This is a genomic window from Devosia sp. T2-14, from assembly GCF_055397495.1.
Genome location: NZ_AP027921.1, coordinates 1480200 through 1501352, shown reverse-complemented (window position 1 = coordinate 1501352; position 21153 = coordinate 1480200). Strand labels below are relative to the sequence as shown.

General features: G+C 63.5%; 23 protein-coding genes and 1 tRNA gene. 8 read left to right on the top strand and 16 right to left on the bottom strand.

Annotation, left to right across the window (positions count from 1 at the left end):
* The first annotated feature begins 42 nt into the window (after nucleotides 1–42).
* The 5 genes from ACZ5WT_RS07490 to ACZ5WT_RS07470 are packed head-to-tail and all read left to right on the top strand — an operon-like array spanning nucleotide 43 to nucleotide 2838.
* A complete protein-coding gene (locus tag ACZ5WT_RS07490) occupies nucleotides 43–738 on the top strand; it encodes a DUF1045 domain-containing protein (RefSeq protein ID WP_464286745.1) in 696 nt (231 codons plus the stop codon).
* Complete coding sequence (locus ACZ5WT_RS07485) at nucleotides 738–1874, top strand: alpha-D-ribose 1-methylphosphonate 5-triphosphate diphosphatase (RefSeq protein WP_464286744.1); 1137 nt, start codon at nucleotides 738–740, stop codon at nucleotides 1872–1874. The genes ACZ5WT_RS07490 and ACZ5WT_RS07485 overlap by 1 nt, the downstream gene beginning before the upstream one ends.
* Nucleotides 1875–1878: 4 nt before the next feature.
* Nucleotides 1879–2445 carry a phosphonate metabolism protein/1,5-bisphosphokinase (PRPP-forming) PhnN gene (gene phnN / locus ACZ5WT_RS07480; RefSeq protein WP_464286743.1) on the top strand — a complete coding sequence of 189 codons (567 nt, stop codon included), beginning with the start codon at nucleotides 1879–1881 and terminating at the stop codon, nucleotides 2443–2445.
* A gap of 53 nt (nucleotides 2446–2498) precedes the next feature.
* Complete coding sequence (locus tag ACZ5WT_RS07475) at nucleotides 2499–2648, top strand: hypothetical protein (RefSeq protein WP_464286742.1); 150 nt, start codon at nucleotides 2499–2501, stop codon at nucleotides 2646–2648.
* Entirely contained in the window at nucleotides 2635–2838 is a 204-nt protein-coding gene (locus tag ACZ5WT_RS07470) for a hypothetical protein (protein ID WP_464286741.1), read from the top strand. The genes ACZ5WT_RS07475 and ACZ5WT_RS07470 overlap by 14 nt, the downstream gene beginning before the upstream one ends.
* Before the next feature lie 15 nt (nucleotides 2839–2853).
* Here ACZ5WT_RS07470 and ACZ5WT_RS07465 read toward each other — a convergent pair whose 3' ends face one another.
* Nucleotides 2854–3075 carry a hypothetical protein gene (locus tag ACZ5WT_RS07465; RefSeq protein ID WP_464286740.1) on the bottom strand — a complete coding sequence of 74 codons (222 nt, stop codon included), beginning with the start codon at nucleotides 3073–3075 and terminating at the stop codon, nucleotides 2854–2856.
* A gap of 536 nt (nucleotides 3076–3611) precedes the next feature.
* Here ACZ5WT_RS07465 and ACZ5WT_RS07460 point away from each other — a divergent pair.
* A complete protein-coding gene (locus tag ACZ5WT_RS07460; RefSeq protein ID WP_464286739.1) occupies nucleotides 3612–4661 on the top strand; it encodes a LacI family transcriptional regulator in 1050 nt (349 codons plus the stop codon).
* Nucleotides 4662–4690: 29 nt separating this feature from the next.
* Here the strand turns inward: ACZ5WT_RS07460 and ACZ5WT_RS07455 are convergent, their stop codons facing one another.
* Together ACZ5WT_RS07455 and rirA are read right to left on the bottom strand one after the other, a co-directional pair.
* Nucleotides 4691–6502 (bottom strand): ABC-F family ATP-binding cassette domain-containing protein, encoded by a 1812-nt coding sequence (locus ACZ5WT_RS07455; RefSeq protein ID WP_464286738.1) that lies wholly within the window; start codon nucleotides 6500–6502, stop codon nucleotides 4691–4693.
* A gap of 324 nt (nucleotides 6503–6826) precedes the next feature.
* On the bottom strand, nucleotides 6827–7288 hold the full coding sequence (rirA, locus tag ACZ5WT_RS07450; protein WP_464286737.1) for an iron-responsive transcriptional regulator RirA: 462 nt from the start codon (nucleotides 7286–7288) through the stop codon (nucleotides 6827–6829).
* A gap of 217 nt (nucleotides 7289–7505) precedes the next feature.
* Between rirA and ACZ5WT_RS07445 the strand changes: the two genes are divergently transcribed.
* On the top strand, nucleotides 7506–7850 hold the full coding sequence (locus ACZ5WT_RS07445; protein WP_464286736.1) for an integration host factor subunit alpha: 345 nt from the start codon (nucleotides 7506–7508) through the stop codon (nucleotides 7848–7850).
* 430 nt (nucleotides 7851–8280) lie between these two features.
* Here the strand turns inward: ACZ5WT_RS07445 and ACZ5WT_RS07440 are convergent, their stop codons facing one another.
* From ACZ5WT_RS07440 to ACZ5WT_RS07385, 12 genes are all read right to left on the bottom strand, one after another.
* A complete protein-coding gene (locus ACZ5WT_RS07440; RefSeq protein ID WP_464286735.1) occupies nucleotides 8281–9081 on the bottom strand; it encodes an IclR family transcriptional regulator in 801 nt (266 codons plus the stop codon).
* A 34-nt stretch (nucleotides 9082–9115) separates the two neighbouring features.
* Nucleotides 9116–10312 (bottom strand): aminotransferase class V-fold PLP-dependent enzyme, encoded by a 1197-nt coding sequence (locus ACZ5WT_RS07435; protein ID WP_464286734.1) that lies wholly within the window; start codon nucleotides 10310–10312, stop codon nucleotides 9116–9118.
* A gap of 50 nt (nucleotides 10313–10362) precedes the next feature.
* Nucleotides 10363–10854 (bottom strand): RidA family protein, encoded by a 492-nt coding sequence (locus tag ACZ5WT_RS07430; protein ID WP_464286733.1) that lies wholly within the window; start codon nucleotides 10852–10854, stop codon nucleotides 10363–10365.
* Nucleotides 10855–10874: 20 nt separating this feature from the next.
* A complete protein-coding gene (locus tag ACZ5WT_RS07425; protein WP_464287166.1) occupies nucleotides 10875–11834 on the bottom strand; it encodes an ABC transporter ATP-binding protein in 960 nt (319 codons plus the stop codon).
* Nucleotides 11835–11842: 8 nt separating this feature from the next.
* Nucleotides 11843–12886 (bottom strand): ABC transporter ATP-binding protein, encoded by a 1044-nt coding sequence (locus tag ACZ5WT_RS07420; RefSeq protein WP_464286732.1) that lies wholly within the window; start codon nucleotides 12884–12886, stop codon nucleotides 11843–11845.
* Entirely contained in the window at nucleotides 12859–14079 is a 1221-nt protein-coding gene (locus ACZ5WT_RS07415; RefSeq protein ID WP_464286731.1) for an amidohydrolase/deacetylase family metallohydrolase, read from the bottom strand. The genes ACZ5WT_RS07420 and ACZ5WT_RS07415 overlap by 28 nt, the downstream gene beginning before the upstream one ends.
* Complete coding sequence (locus tag ACZ5WT_RS07410; RefSeq protein ID WP_464287165.1) at nucleotides 14079–14897, bottom strand: ABC transporter permease; 819 nt, start codon at nucleotides 14895–14897, stop codon at nucleotides 14079–14081. Before ACZ5WT_RS07410 ends, ACZ5WT_RS07415 begins: the two co-directional genes overlap by 1 nt.
* A 44-nt stretch (nucleotides 14898–14941) precedes the next feature.
* Entirely contained in the window at nucleotides 14942–15883 is a 942-nt protein-coding gene (locus ACZ5WT_RS07405) for an ABC transporter permease (protein ID WP_464286730.1), read from the bottom strand.
* A 114-nt stretch (nucleotides 15884–15997) separates the two neighbouring features.
* Nucleotides 15998–17530, bottom strand: coding sequence for an ABC transporter substrate-binding protein (locus tag ACZ5WT_RS07400; protein ID WP_464286729.1), 1533 nt, complete (start codon nucleotides 17528–17530; stop codon nucleotides 15998–16000).
* Nucleotides 17531–17773: 243 nt separating this feature from the next.
* Nucleotides 17774–18949 carry an acetyl-CoA C-acetyltransferase gene (locus ACZ5WT_RS07395; protein ID WP_464286728.1) on the bottom strand — a complete coding sequence of 392 codons (1176 nt, stop codon included), beginning with the start codon at nucleotides 18947–18949 and terminating at the stop codon, nucleotides 17774–17776.
* Between the two features lie 5 nt (nucleotides 18950–18954).
* Entirely contained in the window at nucleotides 18955–19605 is a 651-nt protein-coding gene (locus ACZ5WT_RS07390; protein ID WP_464286727.1) for a 3-oxoacid CoA-transferase subunit B, read from the bottom strand.
* The gene (locus tag ACZ5WT_RS07385; protein WP_464286726.1) at nucleotides 19605–20318 is read right to left on the bottom strand and encodes a CoA transferase subunit A; all 714 of its coding nucleotides are present in this window, start codon (nucleotides 20316–20318) and stop codon (nucleotides 19605–19607) included. Before ACZ5WT_RS07385 ends, ACZ5WT_RS07390 begins: the two co-directional genes overlap by 1 nt.
* 79 nt (nucleotides 20319–20397) lie before the next feature.
* On the opposite strand from ACZ5WT_RS07385, the gene ACZ5WT_RS07380 reads away from it, so the two are divergent.
* The gene (locus ACZ5WT_RS07380) at nucleotides 20398–20943 is read left to right on the top strand and encodes a helix-turn-helix transcriptional regulator (protein WP_464286725.1); all 546 of its coding nucleotides are present in this window, start codon (nucleotides 20398–20400) and stop codon (nucleotides 20941–20943) included.
* 45 nt (nucleotides 20944–20988) lie between these two features.
* On the opposite strand, the gene ACZ5WT_RS07375 is transcribed toward ACZ5WT_RS07380, so the two are convergent.
* A tRNA-Ser gene (locus tag ACZ5WT_RS07375) sits at nucleotides 20989–21078 on the bottom strand.
* Nucleotides 21079–21153: the final 75 nt, after the last annotated feature.

Below are 21153 nucleotides of genomic sequence, written 5' to 3'. Positions count from 1 at the left end.
AGCGACACACAATATGGGTAGCGGCACAGGCAAGGAGCCCCGATGGCAGAACGATTCGCGATCTACTTTGCCCCATCCGCCACCAGCAATCTGTGGGAGCGCGCATCGACCTGGCTGGGTCGTGATGCGAGCAATGGCGATTTCATCAATGGCCCGGTGGCCGGCATCGACCGCAACCGGCTGCTCAACCTCACCCAATCGGCCAATCGCTATGGCTTTCACGCCACGCTGAAGGCACCGATGGTGCTGGCCGAAGGCGCGTCGGAGGCGGCCCTGCGCGAGCTGCTGGCCGAGTTTGCCGCCCGGCACGAGCCCATCGACCTGGGCCGGCTCAAGATTGCCCCGATCGAGGGGTTCCTGGCGCTGCTGGTCGATGGCGAGAATGAAGCGCTGCAGGATTTCGCCGCCCACGTGGTAGAGGACTTCGACAGCTTCCGAGCGCCGATGACCATCAAGGACCGTGCGGCGCGCGCTGCTCGCGGGCTGAGCGATCGGCAGCTCGAACTGCTCGATGGCTATGGCTATCCCTACGTGTTCGAACAGTTCCAGTTTCACATGACGCTGACTGACCGGCTCGCCGAGGCCGATGCGCATGACATTACGCGGGCGGCCGAAACCTGGTTTGCTCCCGCACTCGACGAGCCCGTGCTGCTGGATCGCCTTTCGCTGTTCCACGAACCCAAGCCCGGCAAGCCATTCCGCCGGGTGGGCGATTTCAAGCTGGGAGTGACTGCCTGATGCAGCCGACAGGTTTCCGCAATGCCCGGATCGTTCTGGGCGACGAGGTCATATCCGGCAGCATCAACGTCAAGGATGGTCAGATCAGCAGCATCGACAGCGGCGCTGCGGGCACCGGTGAGGATCTCGAAGGCGACTACCTGATTGCCGGGCTTGTCGAACTGCATACCGACCACCTCGAAAACCACTATCGCCCCCGGCCCGGTGTGTTCTGGGACGCCATGGCAGCGCTGCACGCCCACGACGTGCAGATCAGCGGCTCGGGCATCACCACGGTCTTCGATGCCGTTCGCATCGGATCGGACCCGGACCTGCCCGAAATGGGCCCCCATATCGAACAGCTGACCAGCGCCATCGCCGCAGGCCGCGAGCAAGGCTGGCTGCGGGCCGAACACTTCGTGCATCTGCGCTGCGAACTGCCCGCCCATGACGTGATCGAGCATTTCGACACCTATGCCAGCCACGAGCAGGTGCGACTGGCCTCGGTGATGGATCACACGCCGGGTCAGCGGCAGTTCCGTTCGCTCGAAGATTACAAGCGGTTCTACAAGGACAAGATGGGCCGCAACCAGGCCGAACTCGATGCCTATCTCGATGCGCGCCAGGCCGAGCACGACCGCTATTCGGCGCCCAATCGTGCCCATATCATTGCGGGCGCGCGCGCACTGAACCTGCCCATCGCCAGCCATGACGATACGACCCTGCTGCATGTGGAGGAGGCGATCGCCGATGGCATCGCCATTTCCGAATTTCCCACCACGCTGGAAGCCGCGGCTGCCGCCCATGACGCGGGTCTCGCCATTCTGATGGGCGCCCCCAATGTGGTGCGCGGCAAATCCCACTCGGGCAACATCTCGGCCACCGACCTGGTGCGGGCGGGCCTGCTCGATATCCTGAGCTCAGACTACGTTCCTTACGCCCTTCTGCAAGCGGTCTTCATGCTGCCGCAGCGCGTCGATGGCCTCGCGCTCCATGAGGCCCTGGCGACAGTGACCTCCAATCCGGCGCGTGCTGCCGGCCTCGATGACCGGGGCGAAATTGCCCTGGGCAAACGGGCCGATCTGGTGCGGGTGCGGATGGTTGGCCACCTGCCCGTGGTGCGCGGGGTGTGGCGGCAAGGCGTGCGGGTGAGCTGATATCATGGCGCGACCGCTCGGCACACTGGTTCTGGTCGTTGGCCCCTCGGGCGTTGGGAAGGACACGTTGATCCGAGGCGCGAGCCATGCCCTGGGCAATGACAAGCGCTTCGTGTTCGTGCGGCGGCTGGTGACCCAGGCCACCGATTTCGAGCAGGAAGAGCATGATGCGATCGCCGCCGACGTTTTTCAGCAGATGGACGAGGGCGGACGTTTCGCACTCAGCTGGGACGCGCACAACCTGCGCTACGCGCTGCCGCTGAGCCTTGATACCGATCTGGCCCTGGGCAAGGTCGTCGTCGCCAATGTCTCGCGCCATGTGGTCGCCGAGGCGCGCGCCAAATATCCCGCCTGCGCCGTCGTGCTGATCTCGGCCGAAATTTCGCGCCGGGCAGAAAGGCTGACACTGCAAGGGCGCGAAAGCGCCGACCAGATCACCGCCCGGCTGGCGCGCGAAGCCGCACCCGTGCCCAGCGGCATCGATCCAATCATCATCGACAATTCGGGGGCGATCGCCATCGGCATCACCGCCTTTGTCATGGCGCTACGCACCATCGCCGCGCAGGAGTGAACTCCAGCCGCTCTGGCGCGTTGTCCTGACGTATCAGCGTCAGGAGTTTTTCTATGAGTCGCAATGGACTATACGCCGTGATCGCCATTCTGCTGGTCGCGGTCGTCGGCTTTGGGATCTATAGCTACCAGCAACAGCAGGCGCGGCCCGGCATCGAAGTGCGGGTCGACCAGGGCGGGATTTCCATTGATGGAAATGGCTAGACCCACGGCCGACCGCCGCCGCATCATTGCTGACGCCGCCCGGGCCGAACTGGTCCGGCAGGCGACAGCTGCCATCAGCCCTGTCGACATCGAGGCGCTGGCAACAGCCATCGAAGCCGCGCTGGCGCAGGAGGCGCCGGGCGACGAAGGCAAGCGTCCCGAAGAGCTCAATGCCACCAATGATGATTGAGGCAACGACGCCGTCTCAGGCGGCGTCGGCGCCGCCCTTGCGGATGGCCTGCGACACGGCGAAATGCGCCTTTTCGACGGTTTCGAACTGCTGGCCATCGACGGCAAAAGCCGGGAGCTTCACCGCGAGGAACCGATAGCCCTCGCCGTGCGGGACCACGACGCCGAGCGGTTCACCGGCGACTTCTATGACAATTGGCTTGTGGGCCGAAGCCCTGGTGAGTCTGCTTTCCAACATGGATGTATGCTCCACTTGAGCATTGCGACAGGCCATCGATGGAGCAAGGGAGCTTGCATCCTGGCCGGCAACACTGGGGTTCTATCGAGAGTGTGAGACGAAGGCGTGACAGCGGTCACATTCGTTTCGAGCGACAGATCCCTTGCCAGCGTTTGGAGGCATGCTGGGTGCGTACTACGAGCGAACAACCGGCATGTGTGGTGAAGGTCTTCGATGTTGGCATCGTCTTTCCTCTCCTGCGGGTTGAACGACCAAGCATCGGCTCTTACCGATGCAGTGAGGGCAAGATAGGAGCGTTTGGTTTCAATTGCTAGGCAGTGATCGACCCCAGATTGCAGAAAATAGAAAAAAACCTGCCCAACTTTGGTCGCATCGCGGCGATACGCGAAAACTGTGATTTGAGGCACGCACATCAAGGGGTTGCGACTCTTGAGCGGCTTGAACTGGGCTGGACAATCTGTTGTGGTTTGAGCCTAAGTTCTTGCAACAGCCAAGATGCTAACGCGGAACAACCGCGGCCCGAGGGGTAATTAGAAGTGTCCGAAGACGACGTACCCGTAGTTGCCAAAGGCAAACGCGGCGTCAAGCCATCCGGCAAACCAACACTCAAGACCATTGCCCAGATGACGGGTTTTGCCGTCACCACGATTTCGCGCGCGCTCAACAACGCCCCCGAACTGGCCCAGGAAACGCGCGACCGCGTGCAGAAGATCGCCGCCGAAATCGGCTACCTGCCCGACCGCGCCGCCCTACGCCTCAAGACGGGCCGCACCAATGTGATCGCGCTGGTGCTCGAGCCGGACGAGCAGATCTACGGCTTCGGCTCCTCGATCGTCACCGGGCTGACCGAGGCAGTGCGCAACACGGCCTACCACATCGTCATCACCCCGCTGTTCCGCAATGTCGAACCGATCGAGCCGATCAAGCATATCGTGCGCAATCGCATGGCCGATGGCGTGGTGTTCTCCAAGGCCGAGAGCTTTGACGAACGCATCCGCTTCCTGATCGACAACGACTTTCCCTTTGTTAGTCATGGCCGCACCAACTGGCCCGAGAAGCACCCGTCGGTCGACTTCGACAACGAGAGCTATGCCTATGGCGCGGTGAAGCGCCTGGTGCAGAAGGGCTGCAAGAAGGTCTCGATCATCCTGCCCGACAGCGCGCTGACCTATACGGACCACCTCAAGAGTGGCGTGGCGCGTGCCGCGCAGGAAACCGGGGTGGCCTATGAATTTGCCGCCGACGTCAACCTCAACAGCCCCACCGACGCCATCCGCACCTATGTGATGAAGCGCACCAAGCGTCCCGATGGGCCCGATGGCTATGTCTGCGCTTCGGAAGTTTCGGCGCTGGCGGTAATTGGCGGGCTCAACGACAGCGGCAAGGTGGTGGGCAAATCAGCCCATGTCGTTTCCAAGCAGGCGTCGGAAATGTTCGCCCAGTTCCAGCCGGGCGCAGAGACGGTATTCGAGGATTTCGTCGACGCCGGCCGCGTTATGGGCCGGCTCATCCTGCGCCGGATCGCCGGCGAAGCGCCGGACGATCTTCAATATGTGGCCACACCCAGGTTCGACTGGAAGGACTGACGGGGGCACTGCCCCGCCACAAACGTCTCTTAGCCTTCGAGCTCTTCGCGCAGCAGTTCCAGCTCCAGCCAGGTTTCTTCGGCCGCGGCACGCTTGGCTTCGGTTTCCATCAAGGTCTGGGACTTGGCGGCAAAGCCGGCTGGGTCGCGGGTGTAGAAGTTGGGATCGGCCAACAGGGCGTTGATCGTCTTGATCTCATCTTCGAGCTTGTTGATTTCCTTCGGCAGCGTTTCGAGCGCGTGCTTTTCCTTGAAGCTCATCTTGCGCTTGCCCGTGGCCGCCGTGGTCTGGGCCAAAGCTGTCTTGCCGGGGCGGTGGGCCTTGGTGACGGCTTCACGCGCGTTAACGCCCTCGCCGCGCTGCGCGACCATGTCGGAATAGCCGCCAGCATATTCCTGCCACAGGCCATCGCCCTCGGCGATCACGATCGAGGTGGCGACCCGGTCGAGGAAGTCACGGTCGTGGCTGACCACGATCACGGTGCCGGCATAGTCCGATACCATCTCTTCGAGCAGGTCGAGTGTTTCGAGGTCGAGGTCGTTGGTCGGCTCGTCGAGCACCAGGAAGTTCGACGGTAGCGACAGCGCATGGGCCAGCATGACGCGGGCGCGCTCGCCGCCAGACAACTTGCCGATCGGGGTATTGGCCTGCTCGGGCGTGAACAGGAAGTCCTTCATGTAGCCGATGACGTGGCGGCCTTCGCCATTGATGATGATGGTGTCGCTGCCGCCGCCGGTCAGCGCATCCTTGAGGCGCGTTTCGGGCTGCAGCTTGGCGCGACCCTGGTCGAGCATGGCCAGCTCAAGCGCCGAACCGAGCTTAATGGTGCCGCTGTCGGGCGCAAGAATGCCGGTCAGCATCTTGATCAAGGTAGACTTGCCGGCACCATTGGGGCCAACAATGCCGATCCGGTCGCCGCGCAGCACGCGGGTCGAGAAGTCGTTGACGATCATGCGAGGGCCAAAGGCCTTCACGATGTGCTCGGCCTCGACCACCAAGGCGCCTGACGTGCGGCCCTCGGACACCTGCATGTTGACGCCACCGGTCACCCGGCGCTGTTCGCGGCGCTCCTGGCGGAGGTTACCAAGGCGTTCAAGGCGCCCCACATTGCGCTTGCGGCGCGCCGTCACGCCATAGCGCAGCCAATGCTCTTCGCGGACGATCTGGCGATCAAGCTTGTGGCGGTCGCGCTCTTCTTCCTCGAGCACCTGGTCACGCCAGCCTTCAAAGGCCGAGAAGCCCTTGTCGAGGCGACGGGTCACTCCGCGATCGAGCCACACCGTGGCGCGGGTGAGATCGGACAGGAAGCGCCGGTCGTGGCTGATCAGCACCATGGCCGAGCGCATGGAATTGAGTTCCGACTGTAACCACTCGATGGCGGGCAGATCCAGATGGTTGGTCGGCTCGTCGAGCAGCAGGATATCGGGCCTGGGGGCCAGCACGCGCGCCAGCGCCGCCCGGCGGCCTTCGCCACCCGACAGGTTCTTCGGATTCTCCTCGCCGGTCAGGCCCAGCGAATTCAGGAGATACTGCGCACGATAGTCATCGTCGCCCGGCCCAAGGCCTGCTTCGACATATTCGAGCGTCGTGGCGTAGGCCGACAGGTCCGGCTCCTGCGGCAGATAGCGCACGGTGGCGCTGGGTTCAACAAAGCGCACCCCGCCGTCATGCTGCACATCGCCGGCGGCGATCTTGAGCAGGGTGGACTTGCCCGAACCATTGCGTCCCACCAGCGCGATGCGCTGGCCGGGCGAGACAATCAGTTCGGCGCTTTCGAGCAGCGTCGTGCCACCGAAAGTCAAATGGATATTCTGAAGCGAAAGAAGAGGAGCTGCGGCCATGAGCGCGGATAGAGCATAGGCCGGAGACAAAAGGAAGGCCGCACAGCAGACCAGCCCCGCGCGCCGCCCGGGAAGGCGCAGAATAAAGGCAGGCCAGGGCGTTGAGGACCCTGACCTGCCCGGGGAGACGGCAGCAGCAAGCCCCGTCGTCTCGGCCCGAACCCGGAGGACGACCACCGCAGCGGCCGAAGGGGTTCAGATGATGACAGGAACAAACCACATGTTAATATGAGTCTCAAACTCATATATTTCTACGAACGCCAGAAAAGCAAAACCCCGACGCGATGGCCGGGGTTCATTGCAGTGCAGGCGGGCCAGAACGCGCTAGTGCGCGGGCTCCATCACGGCCTCGATCGCGGTCAGGCCAAGGCGATCGCGGATCGAGCGCTTCTTGCTCGCCAGATCGGCAATGGTGTAGCTGGCCAGAACGTCGAAGAACGCCCCGAGGGCTTCGCGCAGCGCGCCGTTGAGATCGCATTCGCCAATCAGCGGGCAATCGGCGCCATCTTCGAAGCACTCCGCCAGAGCAAAGTTCTCTTCGGTCAGGCGGATGGTGTCGAGCAGGGTAATGTCCTCGGCCTTGCGGCCCAGCTTGATGCCGCCATGGCGGCCGCGCACGGTGGCGAGGAGGCCTTCTTCCACCAGCGGCTTGATCAGCTTGAACAGGAACAGCTCGGAAATGTTGTAGGCCTTGGCAATGTCAGCCACGCGGCTGAGTCCGGGCTCGTTGACGGCACAATAGACCAGGGTGCGGATCGCATAGTTGGATTGACGCGTCAGTCTCACTGAGGACCTCAAATTTGCTGAGGGCGACCGGTCTTGAAGCACCGGATTGCCGCCCACGATTCGTGCTGTGTGCCTTCTTAATACGTGCCGTAGCTTATAACCATTCTAAGTTATGTCAACATAAGTTGAACGATCAGCTCATATTAAATGCCACCAATGGGCCGGACTGGACAGTGAATTAACTTCCCCATATGAATTTGTGCGGGGGACATCACAATTGAACACGACAATTACGCGAGCCATGCTCAGCGAAGCTGCTGCACGGCGAACCGGGCTTAGCCGGGCAGACGTGACCGCGGTTGCAGAGGCCATGTTTGAATTGATGGGAGAGGCGCTGATGGCGGGGGAGAACGTTAAGCTGACCTCGTTCGGCTCGCTGCAATTGCGCGCCAGGGCCGAGCGGCTGGGACGCAATCCGCGCACCGGCACCGAGCACAAGATCATGCCGCGCCAGACGGTGGTTTTCACGCCCAGCGCCCAATTGCGCAACGAGCTGAACTGCCCGGTGACAAGCGCGCCGGCTGCAAAGCCCGTCGCCGAAGGCCTGCGCAAAACCGCCTAGCTCGCGGCTGCCCAGATGGATGCTGTCTTGCCGATGCCGGACGTCGGTCGATGTCGCGTGCCTGCTGGTCGGCTGTGTCCCGTGGATCGCAACACCACGAATAATCCTGGCGTCCGCTGGCATTGGCGCGCCACAACTGCCCTGCTCAAAAAAAGGCGCCGCCAGAGCGGCGCCGCGCAGTTGGGAAGCGAGCTCAGGTGGATTGCGCGTCCGTACAGTGACAGGAGCTCCCGCCGCAACGGCACCCGGAGGACATAAGCGCCGCCGCGCCGGGAGGCATCACTTCGCACCACCACTTAGCTGCATGACCTGCCAGTCCGCTCCGCCAAGCACACCTGAGGTAAACACATGTTGTGCAACGTTGCAATTTCTATTTGAGCAGGAACAACCCTTAGCAGCGCAACGGATCGGGGATGCCAGCGTTCCGGCGCTACTGGGCGGTGCGGCGCCAGCCGAGCCGGCTTTCGACGCGGCGCGCACTGTCGCGCACCAGGGCGATGAGGTCCGGGTCCTTCTGGTGCACCTTATGCTCGGGCACCACGATGGACATGGTCGCGTGGCAGCGCCCGGCGGCATCGAGCACGGGCGCGGCAATACAGGCCACGGCAAAATCGGACTCGCCAGCCTGGATCGAAAGGCCCTGCGCCAGGGCCTCGTGGGCATTTTCGGCCAGCACTTTGGGATCGGTCTCGGCGCGGCCGGTGGGCGATACCCGCGCCGAGCGCGCAAAGATCCGGAGGAGTTCATCCTCGGGCAGGTGTCCGACCAACAAGCGGCCCGAAGCCGTCCAGTTGAGTGGGCTGCGCGAGCCGACGCGGGAGCTGACATTGAACTGGCCAGTGCCATCTTCCATGGCCAGCACCACCATCATGTCCTGATCCCTGCCGCAAACCTGCACGGTTTCAGTCGACTGGCGCGCCAGTTCATGCATTTCGGCCATGGCGGCGGTGAGCAGGTCGAGGCTGCGCGCGTAGGAGAGGCCATAGTGGTAGAGACGCTGGCCCAGCCAGATCAGGCCGTTGCTGTCGCGATCGAGCAGGTCCTTGTCCACCAGGTCATCGATGATCGAATAGATGGTGGAGAGGGGTGCGCCGATGGCCCGGGCAATCTCATAGGCGGTAGTCGCCTGCTCGACGCGCTGCAGATGGTCGAAGATCTGCAGCGCCCGGTCGATGCCGCTGGTGCGCGAGCGGCGCGCTGCCGGTTCGGCCTTGCTTTCGATGTCGCTCACGGGCGCGCTCCAGATGCGGGCGTTTTTTACGCTCTCACTCAAGCCACTTCAAGATGGCGGCTTCCTGCGCCAGCAGGCGCTCGTTGAACGGGGTGGAGATCACCTCGTTCGAACGCTGCGCCCGATCGAGTTCCTCGACCAGCCGCTCGCTGACAATGGCTTCCTGGCCGGGATGAAGATTGCACGGATCGAGGAAGAAGTAGCCATGCTCGGCCTCGTGGTCGCGCACGATCACCGGGCGGTCACCCCGTGCCATGGCGCTGGCGAAATCCCAGGCCGTGATACGGGCGGCTTCCGGATCGATCTGCACCCGAAGGCGATCGAGCGGGTTGTCCGTGGGATCGGGAACAATGGTGGCTTCAATGCCGGGGCGGCCATCGAGCGTTTCCACCCACAGGTCGAGCGCCTGGCGCTCTCGGGCACGAATGCCGTCGTGGTCGCGCACCTTCCAGGCTTCGAGCGCCGCAATGACGCCGGCAACCCCTTCCTTGCCCACCTTCATGCCACGGCCGATGCCGCGGTTCTGCAGGTAGATATTGCGGATGAATGCCTTGTCGCCCGCGCAGATGCCCGAGGTGGGGCCGCCGAGGAACTTGTGTCCGGAATAGAGCACCACGTCGGCGCCATCGGCAAGGAACTTGCGCAGGTCATATTCCGACGCCGCGTCGACGATCACCTTTACGCCACGGGCATGGCAGACCTCGGCAAAGGTCTTGAGCGGGATCTGGCCATATTCGACCACGTGATGGGAAACGACGTAGACCGCCGCGACGGTGCGCTCGGTAATGGCGCCCGCGAGCTGATAGGCATGGGCGCTGGTGGCCTGCCCAACCTGGACGACCTTGCCGCCGGCGATGCGGATGGCCTGGTCGACGGGCGCGCCATAGCTGACCATGTGCCCGGCCTGGATCAGCACTTCATTGTTGAGGCTGCCGGTGTCGGGCAGTTGCTCGATGGCCCACAGATTGTCACCCGTAATGGCCGCCGCGACGGCAAGGCTGATCGCCGCCGAACAGGATGCGGTGACGAAGCCGGCTTCCGCGCCCGTCAGGTCGGCAATCGCCGTGCTGGCCCGGCGATGCAGGTCGCCCATTTCGACAAACTGGGTCAGCACCCGCGTGATGGCGTCAACCGCTTCGGGCACCACGATGGAGGCACCCAGCGACGTCATGGTGCCGGACACGTTGATCACCTGGCGGAGCCCAAGCTGGGTGCGGATATCCTGGGTCATTTTCTACTCTCGATTAGCGCGGCAATGGTGCATCAGGTTGGCGACAAGACCTAGTCGAAGGCCACAATCGCCTCAATCTCTACGGTGATCTGGTTGGGCAGCGAGCTGAAGCCGACGGCCGAGCGCGCGTGGACGCCACGCTCGCCAAACACCTCGTTCATCAGGTCCGAGCAGCCATTGATCACCGCTGGGTGGTCGGCAAAGTCGGCCGTGGCATTGACCATGCCGAGCAGCTTGACGACGCGGCGCACGCGGCCAAGGTCGCCAAGCGCAGCCTGCATCACAGCGATCAGATTGATCCCGGTCAGCCTGGCATGGGCATAGGCGTCGGCCACCGACACATCGGCACCGACCTTGCCGGAATGCAGCGTTCCATTGGCTTCGGTCGGGCCCTGCCCGGACAGGAACAGCAGCTTGCCTTCTGCGACATGGGTCACAAAGTTGGCAATGGGCGATGGCGCCTCGGGGAGCACAATGCCCAGAGCCGACAGACGGTCATACGGAGACGCATCCGGCCGCATGGCAAGCTCGGAAATGCTCATAGGTAGAAACTCCACTAGAACTAAAGCTCGCCGCGACGAATGCAGGCGACGTGATGGTTGCCGCCGATATGCTCGACCGGCGGAACGGCCTGGGCGCAGGCATCGATTGCCACCGGACAGCGGGTGCGGAAGACGCAACCCGAGGGCGGATTGATCGGCGAGGGAATATCCCCCTGCAGCGGCACATGGGTGCGTTTGCGGGTAGGGTCGGGCACCGGCGCAGTGGCCAGCAGGGCCTTGGTGTAGGGGTGCTGGGTCTGGGCATAGACCTGGCGCGAGGGGCCCCGCTCCATCACTCGGCCCAGATACATCACCACCACTTCGTCGCAGAGATACTCCACGACGCTGAGATCATGGGCGATGAACAGCATGGTGAGGCCCAGCTGCTTCTGGAGGTCGCCCAGAAGGTTGAGCACCTGCGCCTGCACCGACACGTCGAGCGCCGAAACCGGCTCGTCCGCGACGATGAATTCAGGCTCCACGGCAAGGGCCCGGGCGATGCCGATGCGCTGGCGCTGGCCACCAGAAAATTCATGCGGAAAACGCCGCGCATAGTCCGGCGGCAGGCCCACCAGCGTCAACAGTTCGGCAATGCGCTCGCGCCGCTTGGCCCCACGCGGATAACCACGTGCATCGAGGGCCTCGCCAATGATGGCGTCGACCCGCATGCGCGGATTGAGGCTCGAATAGGGGTCCTGGAAGACGATCTGCAGGCGCTTGCGCCACTGCTTCATTTCGCTCGGCTTGAGGGCGAAAATGTCGGTGCCATCAAAAATGGCCTGCCCGCCACTGGGTTCCACAAGCCGCAGGATCGAGCGGCCAGCGGTGGTCTTGCCGGAGCCGCTTTCGCCAACAAGGCCAACGGTGGTGCCACGCTTGACGTCAAAGCTCACATCTTCGACGGCATGCACGACCATGCCGTTTCGGCCGGCGAAGTGTTTGGTCAGTCCGCGCACGCTGAGGAGCGGGGTTTCGTCCATCGGCTGGGTCATAGCTCGTGGCTCCTGATGCAGCGCGAGAAGGTTTCGGGCCCGGCCGGGATCAGCGGCGGCAGGCCGGTGCGGCAGGCCTCGACGGCCATCGAGCAACGCGGCTCGAAGGCGCAGCCGGGCGGCAGATTGGTGATGGGCGGCACCGAACCGGGAATGGAATAGAGTGCACGGCGCTCGCCATCCGTGCCCAGATCGCGCGTGGCGTCCGGCGTACAGGCCAGGAGCCCCTTGGTGTAGGGGTGGGTCTGATGCGCGAACAGCGAATTGACGGGCGCCTGCTCGACCACGCGCCCGCCATACATCACCACCACGTCATGGGCGACTTCGGCCACCACACCCAGGTTGTGGGTGATGAACAGGATCGACATGCCGAACTGGGCCTGCAGGCGCTGTAGCAGGTCAAGGATCTGCGCCTGGATGGTCACGTCGAGCGCGGTTGTCGGCTCGTCGGCGATCAGCAGGGAGGGATTGCAGCTCAGCGCCATGGCGATCATGACGCGCTGGCGCATGCCGCCCGACATCTGGTGCGGATAGTCATCAAGACGGCGCGCAGCGTCGGGGATCTCGACATGCTTGAGCATTTCGAGCGCCTTGGCGCGCGCTTCCTGCCGGCTGATCTTGCTGTGCAGCCCGATCATCTCGCCGATCTGGTCGCCCACCGTGTAGAGCGGATTGAGCGAGGTCATCGGCTCCTGGAAAATCATCGCGATCTCGCTGCCGCGGATGGCGCGAAATTCCTTGGGGCTGAACTTGGCAAGGTCATGCACTTTTTCCGCACGATCGCGGAACAGGATTTCACCGCCAGCAATGCGACCCGGTTTGGCCAGCAGCCCCATCATCGAGAGGCTGGTGACCGATTTGCCTGACCCGGACTCGCCCACCACGGCAAGTGTCTTGCCGCGCTTGAGGTCGAAGGTCACGCCGTCCACGGCCTTGGCCGTCGCGCGCTTGCTGACAAACCAGGTCCGCAGGTCACGGACCGACAGGATCGTGTCTTGCGAGAGCGTTCCCGTCATGACTTCCACCCGCAGCTCGGGCATTTGTGCCCGGGCTCCCCGGCGGCGATCGGCTGATGGCGATGGGCGGTCACCGCTTCGGCGCCGAGGATGGCGTAGCGGGGCTCGAAGGTCTGGCGCAGCGTGCTCTTGGCACCCTGGCTATCTGTGACCACTAGATCGCCTTCCACCAGATCGAACAGGGTGAATTCGGCCGGCTTGCCCTTGGTCAGCAGGTTTTCCGAGGGCTTGTTGATGGCGCGCTTGGGGGCCGTGGAAGACGCAATGATCACGTCTTCCATGCCCATGCCCAGCGAGAGCAGCTTGCTCATCGTCGTCGCCATGTCCCAAACCGACGTATCGAGCGAGCGATTGTGCAGGTCGGTGGAAATGGTGGTGGGCAGCAGGCCACGCTCGAGGGCTGCCTTGCCCACATCAAACGAGAACGACGCGCCGCCATGGCCGACATCGAGCACGATGCCGCGCTTGGCTGCGTCTTCGGCGAGCTTGTAGAGATCCTCGTCCTCGATGATCGAACCACCCTGCTTGCCATTGAAGCAGTGGGTGACGATGTCGCCTTCGGTCAGCAGGCCCAGCACGTCATCATAGAGCGGAGGCGGCTCGCCCACATGCACCATGACCGGCAGGTCGAGCACGCGGCTGAGCTTCTTGGCGAGCTTGAGCGGGACCAGATCCCAGCCACCCGAGATCACCGCGCTGGCGCGCACCTTGAGGCCGACGATGACGTCGCGGTTTTCCTTGATGACGGCGATGGTGCGGTCGATATCGATCGAGCGCATGTCCTGCAGTTCGGTGACGCGATTGCAGGCGACCAGGCCAATCGAGCCCAGGTTGAGGAAGGCGTAGATGTTCTCGCGCGCCGGCTCGATGATGAATTCGCGCAGGCCGTGGAAGTTGGCTTCGCCCGCAGAACCGGCATCGACGATGGTGGTCACACCACGCGATGCGCCGCCCTGCTCCGGACGGATCGAGATATCGGTGCCGCCATACCACACATGGGCATGCAGGTCGGTCCAGCCGGGCGAGATGAAGCGGCCCTTGGCATCGACCGTCTTGGCGTTGTCGGCCGCGATATTGGCGCCGACGTCGAGGATTGCGCCATCGGCGGCGACCAGCACATCCAGGACCGGCGGCAGACCGGGCTGGGCGAAGCCGACTGGCTTGGCGCCCTTGATCAGCAGGTTCTGGGCTTGCGGTTTGAAACGGTTATCGAACATCAGACATCCTTGGCGAGGCGCGGATCGAGGAAATCGCGCAGGCCGTCGCCCACAAGTTGCAGAGAAAGTACGGTGACGATGATGGCCCCGCCGGGGAACCACATGATCCAGGGCGCCTGCTCAAGATACTGGCGGCCGACCGAAATCATGGTGCCCCAGGTGGGGATATCGGGCGAAATGCCGACACCGAGGAAAGACAGACCCGCCTCGGCCAGGATCGCATTGGCGAAGATGAACGTGGCCTGCACCAGCAGTGGCGAGGTGACGTTGCGCAGCACGTGCCGCACGAGCGTCACGTGGGTGGGAACACCGAGGGCCCGGGCCGCTTCCACATAGGGCAGCTCGCGGATCACCAGCGTCGACGCACGCACCACGCGGGCGAGACGGGGCGCATAGACCACACCCAGGGCGATGACCACGTTGGTGGCCGAGGCCCCGAGCGCCGCCACCAGCGCGATGGCCAGCAGGATATCGGGGAAGGCCATCATGGCGTCGATCAGGCGCGAGACGGGGGCATCAAGGCGGCGGAAGAAGCCGGCCATGAGCCCGAGGAACACGCCGATGACCGAGGAGAAGACCACCACAGCAAAGCCGACCATCAGCGACGTGCGGCCCGAATAGAGCACGCGGGTAAAGACGTCGCGGCCGAGATCATCGGTACCAAACAGATGCTGCCAGCTGGGTGGCAGCAGGCGATTGCGCACCGACAGCTGGGCCGGATCATAGGGCGACAGCACCGGCGCCAGCAGCGCCAGCACGATCATGAGCAGGATGATCAGCAACCCGGCCATGGCCGTCGGACGGCTGGCCATCTTCATGAGCAGATTGGGTTCGCGGAACCCGCTTTGTGCAACGGCGGCCATCAGTAACGCACCCTGGGGTCGACGATGAGATAGAGCATGTCGATGATGAAATTGACGAGAACGTAGAGCCCGGCGACCACCAGCAGCGCCCCCTGGATCAGGGGATAATCGCGGCGCAGCACGGCCGAAACGATGAGGCTTCCGACGCCGGGCAGGCCGAACACGGTCTCGGTGACGATAGCGCCCGAGATCAGCAGCGCGGCGGTGAGGCCGACCACGGTGAGAATGGGGATCAGCGCGTTCTTGAGCGCATGCTTGACCACCACCCTCCACTCGCTCATGCCCTTGGAGCGGGCGGTGCGAACATAGTCGTCATTGAGCACGTCGAGCATGGACGCGCGGGTAAAGCGGGTGATCAGGGCAGAGCTGATCAGGCCCAATGTCACCGCCGGCAGCACCAGATGGTGCATACGCTCGCCAAAGCTCGCGCCGGGACCGCCATAGCCGGATGTATCGAACCAGCCTAGCTTGACCGCGAAAAACTGCATGAAGATCAGGCCCAACCAGAAGCTGGGGATCGAGGCGGCGAACATGGCCAGGGTCGTCGCCGCCTGGTCGAACAGGGAGCCGCGCCAATAGGCCGAGAGCACGCCCACCGGCAGCGCGATCAGCGTCGCGATGGCCAGCGAGAAAATGGTGAGAAAGAAGGTCGGCTCGGCGCGCTGCCACAGCGCTTCCGTCACCGGCATGTTGAGGAAGATCGACTGCCCGAAATCGCCGCGCAGCACGCCACCAATATAACTGATGAACTGCTGGGGGAGCGAGGCATTGAGCCCCAACCGTTCGCGCAGGCTTTCGATGTCGGCGGCCGTCGCGTCGGGGCCAAGCATCACGGCGGCTGGATCACCGGGCGTCACGCGCACGATCACGAAGACGATGGTGACCACCAGCGCCATCACGATCAGCATGCCGAGGATGCGATTGAGTGCTGAACGAAGCATATGCTGGCAGACCTCTGTTGGGGAGCCATTCGAAGACAATGGGCGATGCGGACCTGCGCACCGCAAGTCCCGCCGCGACCGAAGTCGCGACGGGCACAGCTCGGGAGGATGAGCTTACTCGGTGAGGTAGGCGTTCCAGAAATAAGGCCAGGGAGCCGGGGTCACGCCATCAAGGGCGGGGTTCTGGGCAGCCAGTGCGTTGAAGTTGCCGACCTTGTAGCCGGGGACTTCGTCGTAGATGACCTTCTGAACTTCAACGAACAGCTCGGCGCGCTTGGCGGCATCGCTCTCGGCGTTGAAGGCTTCGACAACGGCATGCTTTGCATCGGTTGCCCACCAGCCTGGCGAGGTATCCGACATGATGCCCATCAGGGACGGCTCAGGCAGGAACGGGCTGTGGGTGATGTAGATATCCCAGAGCGCCGGATCGGCACGGTTGGTGGTCAGGGTTGCCCATTCCACGACGTCCATTTGCACCTTGAAGCCGGCAGCTTCGAGGTAGGCCTGGGCCACGAGGGCCATCTTGTAGTGGAACTCATACTGGCGGCTGGTCAGGATGCGCAGCGGCTTGCCGTCGTAGCCGGCTTCGGCCAGCAGAGCCTTGGCAGCTTCGGTGTCGCCCTGGGGCTTGTAAGCCTCGGTGCCGACTTCGGAGTGCCAGGAGAAGCTCTCCGGATACCAGGCAGCGTCGATCGAGAAGAAGTCTTCCGAACCGAAGGCTGCCAGCATCATGTCTTCAGGGGCGAGCGCCGCCTGGATGGCCTTGCGGACGCGCACGTCGGAGTTGAGGCCTTCCTTGGTGTTCATCATAAACACCGGCCAGCCGAACGGAGCCAGCACGACGGGCTCGGTGGCGCCATCGGTGATCTGCTTGAACGACTCGACGGGGAGCTGGTCGACATAGTCGTACTGGCCAGCCATGGCCGCGCCGATACGGGTATTGGGATCGGGAACCGGAACGAAGCGGATTTCGTCGAGATACTGGTTGCGGGCGCCGCCGTAACCGTCGATTTCGCCGCCGAGCGACTGGTAGCCGTCAAAGCGCACGAGCTGGATATACTGATCCGGCACGCGTTCCTGCAGCTTGTAGGGGCCGGTGCCGATGAAGCTGGTCAGCGGATCCTGGGCAGCATTGGCGGCCGGGATGATGATCGCTGCGGCGTTGTTGAACGAGAGCAGCGCCAGCAGCGGCGCATAGGGCTTGGCCAGCGTAATGGTGACGGTGGCATCGTCGGTCGCGGTCACCGCGGTGATGACTTCGGCCGCCTGCTTGCCACGGGTGGCAATCTTCATCCAGCGCTCGAGCGAAGCCACAACGTCAGCGGCGGTCATGACGCTGTCGTCATGGAACTTGATGCCGGTACGCAGCGGAATCGTGTAGCTCGTGCCGTCTTCCGAAATGGTCGGGAGGGCTGCAGCCAGCAGCGGCGTTGCACCCCACTTGGCGTCGAACGTGTACAGCGTCTCGAACATGTGCTGGGTGACGATACCGACGAGGTCAGCCGTGGAGGCCATCGGATCGAGGGTGGGGGGTTCGCCAATGGTGGCGACGTCGATGATGCCGCCCTTGGTCTGGGCGAATGCAAGTCCGTTGACCGACATCAGGGCAACGGCCGTGGTGGCGACTGCCAGCGCAATGCGCTTCATCCTAAGTCCTCCTGCTTATTCCTTAATATCGGAATATATGCCTTTGTTACGGATGTAACTTACACTGACTCCAAGTCGCGTCAAGCGGGGTGCATGGCAGCATTGCGTTTGCGGAAGCCAACAAAGGGAGACGATCACCGCGCAAAAAGGCGGCAATCGTTGAGATTGCGGGAGAATTAGCGCGACGAAAAAAAGAGCCGCCCGGTTCCGGACGTCGGCACTCAGCGCATCATGATGGATGGATTACGGACGCTCGACACACATGGCGACGCCCATGCCACCGCCAACGCAGAGCGTGGCCAGACCCCTGCGACTGTCGCGGCGCACCATTTCGTACAGCAGGGTGACGAGGATCCGTGCACCCGAAGCCCCGATCGGATGACCGATGGCGATGGCCCCGCCATTGACATTGACCCGCTCGGTATCCCAACCCATGCCGCGCGACACCGCGCAGGCCTGCGCCGCGAAAGCCTCGTTGGATTCGATGAGGTCGAGCTCGCCGACGCTCCAACCGGCCTTTTGCAGCGCCCGTTGCGAGGCCGGTATGGGGCCTGTGCCCATGATCGCCGGATCGACGCCCGCCGTGGCCCAACTGGCGATACGGGCCAGCGGTGCCAAGCCGCGGCGTGCCGCTTCGTCGGCATGCATCAGCACCATCGCCGCCGCGCCATCGTTGATCCCGGACGCATTTCCGGCCGTCACCGAGCCCTCCTTGTCGAAGGCGGGCCGCAGCTTGGCAAGCGCCTCGGCGCTGGCATCGGCTCGGATATATTCGTCTTTATTGATAGTCACTTCGCTCTTGCCGGCGCGCACCGTCATCGGGGCGATCTCGGCCTCGAAACGGCCTTCGGCCTGGGCCCGCGCGGCCTTGTGCTGGCTGGCCAGTGCAAAGGCATCCTGATCGGCCCGGCTGACCGAGAACTGCCGCGCCACGCTCTCGGCGGTGATGCCCATGTGGTAGCCGCCGAACACGTCGACCAGCCCCTCGCTCAGCATGGTATCGACCAGCGTCACCGGGCCCATCTTGATGCCGCCGCGCAGGTGCTGGCAGTGCGGTGATAGCGACATGGATTCCTGCCCGCCGGCCACCACGATACGCGCGTCGCCGGTGGCGATCTGCTGCATGCCAACGGCCACGGCGCGCAAGCCCGAAGCACAGACCTGATTGACGCCCAAAGCCGTAGCCGACTTGGGTATCCCAGCCAGCATGGCCGCCTGGCGGGCGGGGTTTTGCCCTGCCCCGGCCGTCAGCACCTGCCCCAGGATGACCTCGTCGACATCGGCGGCGGCGACACCGGCTCGGCCAAGTGCCGCAGCGATGGCGGCAGCGCCCAGTTCATGAGCTGGCGTGGCGGCAAAGCTGCCGAGAAAACTGCCAACCGCCGTGCGCGCCGCGCCGACAATGACGATATCGGTCATCGAACTCACTCCTGGTTCAGGGCGACCGTGAAACTGGCTTCGGTCTTGGCCGTGATCTCATCAAGCGTCACGCCATCGGCCAGTTCGATCAAGACCATGGCGGGCGGACCGCGCCGCTCGAGGGTGAACACCCCGAGGTCGGTGATCACCAGGTCGGCGACGCGCCGTCCGGTGAGCGGCAGCGTGCACTTTGTGAGCAGCTTGGACTGCCCCTTGGCCTCGTGCTCCATGACCACCACAACGCGCTGGACGCCCGCCACCAGATCCATGGCGCCGCCCATCCCCTTGACCATCTTGCCGGGGATCATCCAGTTGGCGAGATCGCCATTTTCGGCGACCTGCATGGCCCCCAGGATCGACAGGTCAATGTGCCCGCCCCGGATCATGCCGAAGCTGTCGGCACTGGAAAAATAGCTGGTTTCGGGAAGCTCGGTGATGGTCTGCTTGCCGGCATTGATCAGGTCGGCATCTTCCTCGCCCTCATAGGGAAACGGCCCCATGCCGAGCATACCGTTCTCGCTCTGCAGGCGCACGTCCATGCCCTCGGGAATGTAATTGGCAACGAGCGTCGGGATACCGATGCCGAGATTGACGTAGAAACCGTCCTGCAGTTCACGGGCGGCGCGGGCCGCCATCTGGTCGCGGGTCCAGGCCATCAGCTCTCTCCCTCGAAGCGGGGACGCAGGGTGCGTTGCTCGATGTGCTTTTCAGGCAGCGGGACATGCACGACGCGACCGACGAAAATGCCCGGCGTGTGGATCGTGTCGGGCTCCAGCTCACCGACTTCGGCGAGGTGCTCCACTTCGGCAATGGTGAGCCGGCCGGCCGTCGCCATCATCGGATTGAAGTTTCGCGCCGTCTTGCGATAAATCAGGTTGCCCTCGGCATCGCCCTTCCAGGCATGGACCAGCGCGATATCGGCCACCAACCCGGTTTCCATCACATAGTCTTCGCCATTGAAGCTGCGCACTTCCTTGCCATCGGCAATGAGCGTGCCTACGCCGGTCTTGGTATAGAAGGCGGCAATGCCCGCGCCCCCGGCGCGGATGCGCTCGGCCAAGGTCCCCTGCGGATTGAATTCCAGTTCCAGCTCACCGGACAGATATTGCTCGGCAAACAGCCGGTTCTCGCCGACATAGGACGAGATCATCTTGCGGATCTGCCGCGTCGCCAGTAGCCGACCCAGGCCGATGCCATCGACACCGGCATTGTTGGAGATAACCGTCAGACCCTTGGCGCCGGAGCGCTCGACGCCCTCAATGAGGGCTTCAGGGATGCCACACAGTCCGAACCCGCCCGACATGATGGTCATGCCATCCTGCAGCTGGTTCGCCAGGGCATCGGAAACGCTAGCATAGACCTTGCGCAACGCATCCTCCCGGAGCGGGTGTGGCCTGATGCTGAGGTTAGGATTGCCTGCGCCAACCGGTTAGTCGTATTTATACGACATGTCCACAGCGCCCGCCGCTTTCGCCCTTGCCGACATTCCGCTGCCGATGGTGTTTGCCACCCATCGCATCATTCGCGACTGCAATGCCGAGTTTGCCGCCCTGTTCGGCTATGAACGCAGCGAGCTGGTGAACATGAGCTTTTCCCGGCTCTATCCCGCCCTGGCGGATTTCGTGCGCACCGGCGAGATGTGGCGCAGCCATCTGGTGGACGGCTCGGTTTATTATGACGAGCGCATCATGATTGGGGCCGACGGGCGCCGCTTCTGGTGCCGGGTCAATGGACGCTCCAAGGACCGTGCCGATCCATTCGCCGCAGCTCTTTACTGCTTTGAGCCCCTGCACCGGCCGCTCGGCGGGCCAACGCTGACCGGCCGCCAGCGACAGATTCTGACAATGGTGGCGCAGGGCAAGACCAATGGTGCCATCGCCGAGGAAACCGGCCTCTCCAGGCGAACCGTGGAAGCCCACCGCCTCCGCCTCAGCCGGTCGGTGGGCGTCAGCAACAGCGCAGAACTGGTCGCCTGGTTTCTCAGCCAAGCCTAGGCCTGGTCTTCGACCGGGAGCCAGATATCGATGTTCAGAAAAATATGGCGGAGAGAAAGGGATTCGAACCCTTGAGACGGTTCCCCGTCTACACACTTTCCAGGCGTGCGCCTTCGACCACTCGGCCACCTCTCCGCATCGCCTTATCCCCGGGCTGGAAACGCCGGAGAGGCCGACCAGTTGGCCGACGCGAGCGAGGCGCAATATACT

Excerpts from the sequence above, each read along its gene's own strand:
- ACZ5WT_RS07380 (WP_464286725.1), top strand. The coding sequence starts at position 20,398 with ATGTCCACAGCGCCCGCCGCTTTCGCCCTTGCCGACATTCCGCTGCCG.
- ACZ5WT_RS07425 (WP_464287166.1), bottom strand. The coding sequence starts at position 11,834 with ATGGACGAAACCCCGCTCCTCAGCGTGCGCGGACTGACCAAACACTTC.
- ACZ5WT_RS07390 (WP_464286727.1), bottom strand. The coding sequence starts at position 19,605 with ATGGCCTGGACCCGCGACCAGATGGCGGCCCGCGCCGCCCGTGAACTG.
- ACZ5WT_RS07420 (WP_464286732.1), bottom strand. The coding sequence starts at position 12,886 with ATGCCCGAGCTGCGGGTGGAAGTCATGACGGGAACGCTCTCGCAAGAC.
- ACZ5WT_RS07405 (WP_464286730.1), bottom strand. The coding sequence starts at position 15,883 with ATGCTTCGTTCAGCACTCAATCGCATCCTCGGCATGCTGATCGTGATG.
- ACZ5WT_RS07410 (WP_464287165.1), bottom strand. The coding sequence starts at position 14,897 with ATGAAGATGGCCAGCCGTCCGACGGCCATGGCCGGGTTGCTGATCATC.
- ACZ5WT_RS07415 (WP_464286731.1), bottom strand. The coding sequence starts at position 14,079 with ATGTTCGATAACCGTTTCAAACCGCAAGCCCAGAACCTGCTGATCAAG.
- ACZ5WT_RS07465 (WP_464286740.1), bottom strand. The coding sequence starts at position 3,075 with ATGTTGGAAAGCAGACTCACCAGGGCTTCGGCCCACAAGCCAATTGTC.
- phnN (WP_464286743.1), top strand. The coding sequence starts at position 1,879 with ATGGCGCGACCGCTCGGCACACTGGTTCTGGTCGTTGGCCCCTCGGGC.
- ACZ5WT_RS07400 (WP_464286729.1), bottom strand. The coding sequence starts at position 17,530 with ATGAAGCGCATTGCGCTGGCAGTCGCCACCACGGCCGTTGCCCTGATG.
- ACZ5WT_RS07470 (WP_464286741.1), top strand. The coding sequence starts at position 2,635 with ATGGAAATGGCTAGACCCACGGCCGACCGCCGCCGCATCATTGCTGAC.
- ACZ5WT_RS07435 (WP_464286734.1), bottom strand. The coding sequence starts at position 10,312 with ATGACCCAGGATATCCGCACCCAGCTTGGGCTCCGCCAGGTGATCAAC.
- ACZ5WT_RS07475 (WP_464286742.1), top strand. The coding sequence starts at position 2,499 with ATGAGTCGCAATGGACTATACGCCGTGATCGCCATTCTGCTGGTCGCG.
- ACZ5WT_RS07430 (WP_464286733.1), bottom strand. The coding sequence starts at position 10,854 with ATGAGCATTTCCGAGCTTGCCATGCGGCCGGATGCGTCTCCGTATGAC.
- ACZ5WT_RS07455 (WP_464286738.1), bottom strand. The coding sequence starts at position 6,502 with ATGGCCGCAGCTCCTCTTCTTTCGCTTCAGAATATCCATTTGACTTTC.
- ACZ5WT_RS07395 (WP_464286728.1), bottom strand. The coding sequence starts at position 18,949 with ATGACCGATATCGTCATTGTCGGCGCGGCGCGCACGGCGGTTGGCAGT.
- ACZ5WT_RS07490 (WP_464286745.1), top strand. The coding sequence starts at position 43 with ATGGCAGAACGATTCGCGATCTACTTTGCCCCATCCGCCACCAGCAAT.
- ACZ5WT_RS07485 (WP_464286744.1), top strand. The coding sequence starts at position 738 with ATGCAGCCGACAGGTTTCCGCAATGCCCGGATCGTTCTGGGCGACGAG.